This window comes from Microcoleus sp. BM001215392 (assembly GCF_036700185.1).
In the GTDB taxonomy this organism is placed as follows: Bacteria; Cyanobacteriota; Cyanobacteriia; order Cyanobacteriales; family Microcoleaceae; genus Microcoleus.
This window is the reverse complement of record NZ_JAUBOJ010000356.1, coordinates 1-8,114: the sequence shown is the minus strand read 5'-3', so window position 1 is coordinate 8,114 and position 8,114 is coordinate 1. Positions and strand designations below refer to the sequence as shown.

General features: G+C 45.7%; 6 protein-coding genes and 1 pseudogene. 3 read left to right on the top strand and 4 right to left on the bottom strand.

The annotated features are described in order from the left end of the window. Positions 1 to 511 precede the first annotated feature (511 nt). The 4 genes and pseudogenes from QT974_RS27520 to QT974_RS27505 all read right to left on the bottom strand — a co-directional run. Positions 512 to 1,432: a vitamin K epoxide reductase family protein gene (locus QT974_RS27520; protein WP_333471583.1), complete on the bottom strand. Its 921-nt coding sequence runs from the start codon at positions 1,430 to 1,432 to the stop codon at positions 512 to 514. Between the two features lie 87 nt (positions 1,433 to 1,519). Further along, positions 1,520 to 2,131 (bottom strand): cation transporter, encoded by a 612-nt coding sequence (locus QT974_RS27515; RefSeq protein ID WP_333471582.1) that lies wholly within the window; start codon positions 2,129 to 2,131, stop codon positions 1,520 to 1,522. Between the two features lie 23 nt (positions 2,132 to 2,154). After that, positions 2,155 to 2,499, bottom strand: a complete 345-nt coding sequence (locus QT974_RS27510; RefSeq protein ID WP_333471581.1) for an ArsR/SmtB family transcription factor — start codon at positions 2,497 to 2,499, stop codon at positions 2,155 to 2,157. Positions 2,500 to 2,598: 99 nt separating this feature from the next. Further along, a pseudogene (locus tag QT974_RS27505) lies at positions 2,599 to 2,766 on the bottom strand (HAD family hydrolase); the annotation flags it as partial. A 466-nt stretch (positions 2,767 to 3,232) separates the two neighbouring features. On the opposite strand from QT974_RS27505, the gene QT974_RS27500 reads away from it, so the two are divergent. From QT974_RS27500 to QT974_RS27490, 3 genes are all read left to right on the top strand, one after another. Next, on the top strand, positions 3,233 to 3,949 hold the full coding sequence (locus tag QT974_RS27500) for a DUF305 domain-containing protein (protein WP_333471580.1): 717 nt from the start codon (positions 3,233 to 3,235) through the stop codon (positions 3,947 to 3,949). 73 nt (positions 3,950 to 4,022) lie between these two features. Beyond that, on the top strand, positions 4,023 to 5,969 hold the full coding sequence (locus tag QT974_RS27495) for an efflux RND transporter periplasmic adaptor subunit (RefSeq protein ID WP_333471579.1): 1,947 nt from the start codon (positions 4,023 to 4,025) through the stop codon (positions 5,967 to 5,969). 164 nt (positions 5,970 to 6,133) lie between these two features. Then, positions 6,134 to 8,114, top strand: a 1,981-nt coding sequence (locus tag QT974_RS27490; protein ID WP_333471578.1) for an efflux RND transporter permease subunit, incomplete at its 3' end; no start/stop codon positions are given.

Here is an 8,114-nt window from a genome sequence, read left to right as displayed (position 1 = left end):
GTCTCTTGAATCCCTAGGGCGTGTTTTCAAAGTCGGTGTATCCTAGATTGGGGCGACGATGTTTAGTTTTAAAACTTGTTGTTTAAGTCCCGCTAGCATGAAAAAACGATCGCCACTCTCGGATTACAGCGATCGCACAATATCAAGAGAATCCTTAGCCCTATACCTCTTCTTTTAACCCATCCTCAAAAAGCATCCGCACTCGGGTTCACTTTCTTGTGCCCCGTCTTTTGTGCCAACATCGACAGTTTGCGACGATAAAAGCCCCAGAGTTGCTGCCAATCTCCAACGAAGGCCCGAAAATCGTATTCGTCTCATCCGACTTTAGTTTCTCTCAGGAACAGAAACAATCAACAGTTTCTGTTCCTGAGAAACTAACAAACTATAATCGATCGCCCATTAGCTACAACCGCACGATTACCATAAATATAAAATTGTGTATTTTTTCATACCTTAAACCGAGATGCGTGCGATCGACTATGATGAGGTCGATCGCCAAAAATCACTCTTGTCAACGTTGCTGATTAGAAAGGTTTCTAAATTCGCGAGTTCCCTGATAACCTGATAAATCAGCTAACTCCTGCAAAGATTTTTGCCCTGAGTAAAACTTACCATTAATTTCCCAAGTAGGAGTACCCTGAATCTTGGCAGCTTCGCAAAGATCGCGACGAGCATTTTTCCCTTGCGGATTGCACTCGATATAATTGATAATGCGAGCCGCTTCTTTGCCAAAACTTTCCTTCTGCATCTGACAGTGATCGCAGGTAAAAGAACCGTACATTTTAGCTCCCACTCTTTTTAAGTGTTGCGCTAAAGCAATTTCTGAAGTACCAGAGGATGTTGTGGTATTCATACTTGTTTCCTTAGCTGTACCGAGATTATTGACATCGGCATAAAGAGCCAGAGAGGAAATCAGCACTAACATAGACACCAGAATTCCTATAAAAAATAGTTGCCCGATATCATCCCATTCGCGACCGATTAATGCTAAGACAAACAAGCTAGTTGCAAACAAAGCAGACGCAATACAGTAAATACAAGCGGCTTTGATATCAACAGCCAGTACATACATCAGATAGCCGCTGAAAATCGTCATAGCTGTGCTACCAGCAAACAGAAATAAGCCCGTCCAAGACTCTAACTTAGAGCGGAGACTCTTCTGTTCTGCAGGATTAACAAGTAGGGGAGCTACCGCAAAAACTATCATGCTCAAATAGCCCAAAAAACCGAACAAAGAAAGAGGCAAACCAAAAACATAGGCATAGGGACTCGAAAGCACGATATCGCAACCTTCGATCGGACAAACTGCCGTTCCGTTGGATAACTTGACCACTGTTAGATAAGCAGTGATCGCAGCCCCTATCGAGGCAATTCCTGCCGTGAGCGGACGAGAATAGCGGTGAATCCAGGGCTGAGAACGTTGACGACGCATAGTATTTTTGACCTCAAAATGTATGTCTCAATGGAACGAAGCGAGAAACCTTCAAATCGTTGGTGCCAAACTTGTTAAGCGATATTGCTACGGCTGTTGTTGCTTCATTCTGTCGCGTTGTGCATCTCGAATAATACTGATTCCACCCCAAACGACTAGGCTTGCGATTCCAAATCCAACAATTAAATCGGGAAACCGAGAATTAAATAGAGTGACTAGCAAACCTGCGACGATCACACTGAAATTTGCAATTACATCATTCTGCGTAAATATCCAACTTGCCCGCATATGTACCTCACCCTTACGATGCTTTGAGAGAAGGTACAAACCATAACTGTTAGCAATCAGCGCCAAAAAAGCCATTGCCATCATCCAACCCGATTCCGGTGAACTTCCCCAAACAAACCGTCGAATCACATCGACGACAACCATCACGGCTAATGTGATCTGAAAAATACCACTTAGAGTCGCTGCACGATTCTTGTGATGCGCCGATTTGCCAACTGCATACAGCGACATAGTGTAAACCGAAGCATCTGCAAACATATCTAATGAGTCTGCAACTAAGGCAGTTGAATCCGCTAAAACTCCTGCGACAATTCCGACGACAAACATTGTGCCATTGATAAGTAACAGAATTCGCAGCGTTTTACGCTCTGCTGCGTTCTTGGCTTCCATGTGACATCCACAGTCTGACATCGTGCCTCCTAATTAGCTTGTTTTTATTCGTTCTTTGAGCAGTTGTAGCGGGTACATTCATAAACTCCTTTTGCTACATCAGCCAGTAACTCTTCAACCATTTCCAAAATCTCAGCAACTCGTGCATCGGCGAGTTGATAGCTGGTGTACCGTCCTTGCTGTACGGTGTTTACCAGACCGCAATCACGGAGACAGCCCAAGTGGTTTGAGGTGTTAGATTGCGATAGCCCGGTTGCTTCAACAATTTCACTCACGGTCATTGGACGCGATCGCAGCACGTCCAAAATTGCCAATCGGGATGGATCAGAAAACCCACGAAAGAGTTTTGCTTTCAAGCGAGTGGACTGGGATTGAGCAGAGAAAATCATATGCTTAGCTTCAATACAAAGCTCTTTTATATCATCATATCAGCAAATAATGATATGTAAACACCTGAAAGCTTATTTATACCCTCACGTGAGCAGCGTCGCCATTCCCACATCTGCTATTTCCCCAGCCGGAGCATCGTTAATCCCATCTTCCACCATCGCTACAATTTTCCCTGGTGCTTGCAGTGCTTAGATTTGAGCTGCTTTTTGGTCTGGTCTAACTTCAGTAAAAACGCGCTGGATACCAGCAGAAGGGGCTATCGACTCACCTCATCCCTTGGAGTTTGACTGTGAGGTGATCCATATATGCACTCTGAAATTGGGAATGGGTAATATTCTGCCTTCTGTCTTTAACTGCCAACAGATGCGATCGCTTCCCTAACTTCATTTTCCGGTTTCACAGTTTAAATGGTCACCAACTTCGTCTTGAGATCGGCTTAAACAACGGCGGCTGAGTCAACTGCTTGGACTTCTCTAGTCCACTGGAGAGTTAATGGGGGATTGCGAAATTAATCAGGAATTATGGAAAAAGTGGTTTGACAGCCTACCCATAGGGGTAAGGCGCGCACTGTGTACCCTACATAATTAGGTTATGAGTCGTGTAAATCTTAAATTTGAGTTCGATCGACGGCACAGCAAGAATTTTTTACAATTCCCAGTCGAAAATTTCATCCTAATTTCATTTATATGTGGAAAGCTGAAGATAAATAGTCCTTTTAAGCATATAAAATCTATGAAACCAATTTCATTAAAAACCGGCTTTGCAGGGCTGACATTGATCGCCGCAGCCGCCCTAACCAGCGGAGTGCTTGCAGCTTGTTCAAAAGCTCCTACAAGCCAAACTCAAGCCCCAAACGTTACGGCTGCAACCGAAGTGAACAACAAGCCAGACGCGGCACAAGGTGGCATGGGTGGCATGAATCATGGCATGGATCACAATATGTCAATGGATTTAGGCCCGGCTGATGCCGAGTACGATTTGCGATTTATTGATGGCATGACACTGCACCATCAAGGTGCTGTAAACATGGCAAAAGAGGTACTAAATAAATCCAAACGCCCGGAAATGAAAAAAATAGCAAATGAGATGATTGCCGCTCAGAACCGCGAAATAAATCAAATGAAAGAGTGGCGAAAAGCTTGGTATGCCAAAGCCAGCAGTACGCCAATGGCTTATCACGCTCCAATGAGTCACACGATGGCAATGACTCCCGAACAAATGCAAAGCATGATGATGAGCATGGATTTAGGGGCCGCTGACGACCAATTTGACTTGCGATTTCTCAATGCGATGATTCCCCACCACGAAGGAGCTTTAGTGATGGCCCAAGATGCTTTGAAGAAGTCGAAGCGGCCGGAAATAAACAAATTGTCCCAAGAGATTGTGACTTCGCAAAAGCAAGAAATCGAGCAAATGAAAGAGTGGCGACAAGCTTGGTACAAACAGTAATACCATATTTCATCCAGATTTCATTTTAATCTGCAAAACTGAGTTATGAGTCCAGATTCGCCCCTACTCAATCATGCAATACTACCGCCGTGTCCGCTCCCTAGCACCGATATTTCACTTTTCGGGAATACTTTTGAGTTTTTTGTTATTCATCGATCCGGCCGCTGTTTTTGCCCACGCGGGACACGGAGATGAATTTAAGCACAGTGGCGAAACAACTGAAACTCCTACTGCTATTTCTGTCGATGCCGAAACAGCAAAACGATTAGGAATTAAAGTCTCCCCTGCCGCTCGCCAGCGACTAGATATCGGCATCAAAACCACAGGACAAATTGAAACTTTACCCAACGAAAAAGTAGAAGTTACGGCTCCTGTTGCTGGAAAAGTAGTAGAGTTGCTAGTTAAGCCTGGGGACAAAGTATCAAAAGGTCAACCGGTTGCGGTTTTATCGAGTTCAGAATTAGGACAATTGCGGGTTGAATCTCTCTCGAAACGTGCCGAAGCTGAGGCAGATTTGCAGCAAGCACAAGGAGATCTCAAACTAGCACGAGAAAATTACGATCGCCAACTTCAAATATCCGCAGCAGAAATCGCCCAAGCCAAAACCCAATTGACGGCGGTAACTAAGCAGTACCAGCAAGAACAAGAATTAGTAAACAAGCGTTCAGTTGTGCAAGCCGCTAAAGAAAACTATCAGCGCCAAGTTGAAATAGCGCAAGCCGAAATAGCGCGGGCAGAAACTGAACTGACTGTGGCAAAAGAACAGTTCGAGCGCGACAAAGAATTAGTGGCATCTGGGGCGATCGCGCGGCGCACAATGCTGGAATCGCAAGCGCACTTCGCCGAAGCACAAGCCACTGTTGCTAAGGCAAAAAGCCGTCCTGAAGTTATCCAAGCTCAAACCGAAATTAAACAAGCCGAAGTAGACCTCCCAATGCGGGAATTGCGGGAATCTCAAGGCATGGTTGCAGAAGCAAAAGCTCAACTTACCAGAGCTCAGAGCCGCCGGGAAGTCCTAGAAGCCGAGAACCAAGTTAAACGTGGCAAAACTGCCGTCCAAGTTGCTCAGTCGCGCATTCGTTTGGCTGACGCACCCTATCAAGCGCGGCTGCAACAATTAGGAACTGTTGCCAACGATCGAGGACTCGTTACCGTAGTTGCTCCGATTTCGGGGACGGTAGCCGATCGCGAAATCACTCTAGGAGAGTCAGTAAACGCTGAAAAACCGTTGATGAGTCTCTTAAATGACAACCGCGTTTTTGCCACCGCCAATATTTACGAAAAAGACCTAAATAAAGTAAAACAGGGTCAGGTAGTCAGGGTAAAAGTCGCTAATTTACCCGATCGCATTTTCAATGGAAAAATCGCCTTCATTGGGTCATCCGTCGAAGGAGAAACGCGGGTTGTGCCGGTGAAAGCAGAAATAGATAATATTAACGGCGAATTAAAGCCCGGACTGTTTGCTGAGTTGGAGATTTTAACCGACAAAACTGCCACAAATATTTTAGCAATTCCGAGTGCGGCGGTAGTGGATGTTAGCGGTAAAAAAACTGTTTACGTCCAAAATGGCAATGCTTATCAAGCTGTTGAAATTGAACTCGGTCAAACGGCCGGAGATTTAGTTGAAGTTAAGAGTGGTTTATTTGAGGGAGATTTGATAGTAACGCAGCGAGCACCTCAACTTTACGCACAATCTTTGCGGGGCGGCAGCAAGCCCTCAAAAGACGAGGAAAAAAAAGAGGCAATTCCAAAGGTAGCAGAGGTTAATTTTAATAATTTACCCGTGTCTTTCTGGTGGACGGGAATAGGGGGAGCAGTTGCGATCGCATCCCTAACTTTCACAGCAGGCGTGTTGTTGGGAAATCGGCGCAAATTGCCAGCATTAGCAGCGGATTCTGGAAACAATGCCGGAAACAATAGTTTTTCCGACTCTGTATCGCCGTTGCACAATGAACTGCTGTTACACAATGACAACCATCACGTTAAAGCTCAAGAGACAGAAGTCAAGAGTTTGAAGTAAACAATTGCGTGAATATAGCAATTTAGTTTGCAGAAGTATCTATCTATAGCCTTTCTCAGTAACATGAGGTGCTCATAGGGCATAGGGCATAGGGCATAGGCATAGGACTCGCCCCCATACCTCACCACGCTTGAGAACCGCTATATTAACTCCAAAATAATAAAATGTTCAGCACTATTCTCAGATGGGTAATAAACCGCCGCTGGCTAGTTGTTATCGCCACCATTATTGTTAGTCTTTGGACATTGTATATCATCCCCCAAATGTCCCTTGATGTCTTTCCTCCTTTTGCACCCCCGCAAGTCGAAATTCAGACGGAAGCACCGGGGCTGGCGCCGGAAGAAATCGAGTCTTTAGTAACACTGCCGATCGAAAGTGCGATTAACGGAACTCCTGGGGTGACAGCAGTGCGATCGTCTTCCGCTGTAGGTCTTTCTGCCGTTAAGGTAATCTTTGATTGGGGAACTGAAATTTACCAAGCCCGCCAGTTGATAACAGAAAGGTTGCAGCAAGCTCAAAGCAAGCTTCCCGCAGGAGTAGAAGCACCACAAATTTCTCCTACAACTTCACCTGTAGGTCTTGTTATTACCTATGCTTTTACTTCAGAAACTACTCCACTGATGGAAGTGCGCCGTCTTGTTGATTGGCAAGTCACAAATCGGCTTTTGGCAGTGACTGGCGTTGCTCAAGTCGTGGCTTACGGCGGCGATCAGAGGCAGTATCAAGTATTAGTAGAACCTGCAAAGTTGAAAGCTTTTAATGTGTCGTTGCAGGAAGTTGCCGAAGCGACAGCGGCTGCGAATGTTAACGCGCCGGGGGGGTATTTAATTACGCCGGATCGAGAAACTTTAATCCGGGGGGTGGGGCGGATTGCGTCTGTGGAAGATTTGCAGCAATCTGCGATCGCCTCTCGCAACGGAACGCCGGTCAGAATTGCTGATGTCGCTGATGTCAAGATTGGTGCTGCAATCAAGCGGGGCGATGGCAGTTTTAACGGCAAAAAAGCTGTGATTGTGATGGTAAACAGACAGCCAGTTGCTGATACTCCGACGGTAACTAAAGCGGTTGAGGCAGCAATGGCTGAGGTGCAGCAAGCTCTGCCAAAAGATATTAAAGTTACTGTGACTTTTCGACAGGAAGAATATATTAATTCCTCGGTGGAGAATGTGCGATCGGCTTTAGTTGAAGGCAGCATCATTGTTACCATCATCCTGATCCCGTTTTTGATGAATTGGCGCACTCTCGCGGTTGTTTTGCTGGATTTCTTTCTGACTTGGCTGTTCGCGCTGCTGGCGATGTATTGGCTGGGGCTGGGGCTGAATACGATGACTTTAGGGGGTTTGTCGGTGGCGATCGGCACTGCGATCGACGATGCGATCGTCTATGCGGAAAATACCTACCGCAATTTGAGAGAAAATAAGGCTTCTCTTAATCCGCGCCCGGTAATGGATGTGATTTTTGACGGCAGTCAAGAGGTGCGCGATTCGTTAATTGGAGCGACTGTTATTGGGATTGTTGTGTTTTCTCCTATTTTTACTTTGCCCGGTGTAGAAGGTCGGATTTTTACGCCGATGGGGATTACTTATTTGGTTGTTGTGGTGATTTCTAGTCTGGAATCGCTGTTAATATCTCCCGCCCTTTGCGCTATTTTGTTGCCTACCAAACGCATGAGTTCCGAGGAACCTTGGCTGCCGAGATTTTGCAAGCGCATCTATCATTTTTTTATAGAATTGTCAATGCGCTATTCGGCGATAATTTTAGCTTTAGCTGCTGCTAGTATGGTGGCTGCATTAATTATTTTGCCATCTTTTGGACGGGTGTTTTTACCCGAGTTTCAGGAGCAAACTTTGGTGAATACTATTCTCCTTTATCCGGGGGTGTCTTTGGAGACAACAGATAGCGCGGCTTTTGCTATTGAAGATGCACTTAAGGATGATAGCAGGTTTGAATACGTGCAAGTGCGATCGGGCAGAGCTCCGGGAGATGCTGATGCTGCAGGAGTCAATTTAGCTCACATTGATATCGGTTTGAGCGAGGAGGGCATGGAACACAGGCCGAAAACTTTGGAGGCGCTGCGGCAGGAATTTGCTAAATTGCCGGGAGTTGCACCAAATATCGGCGGTTTTATTTCTCACCGGATGGATG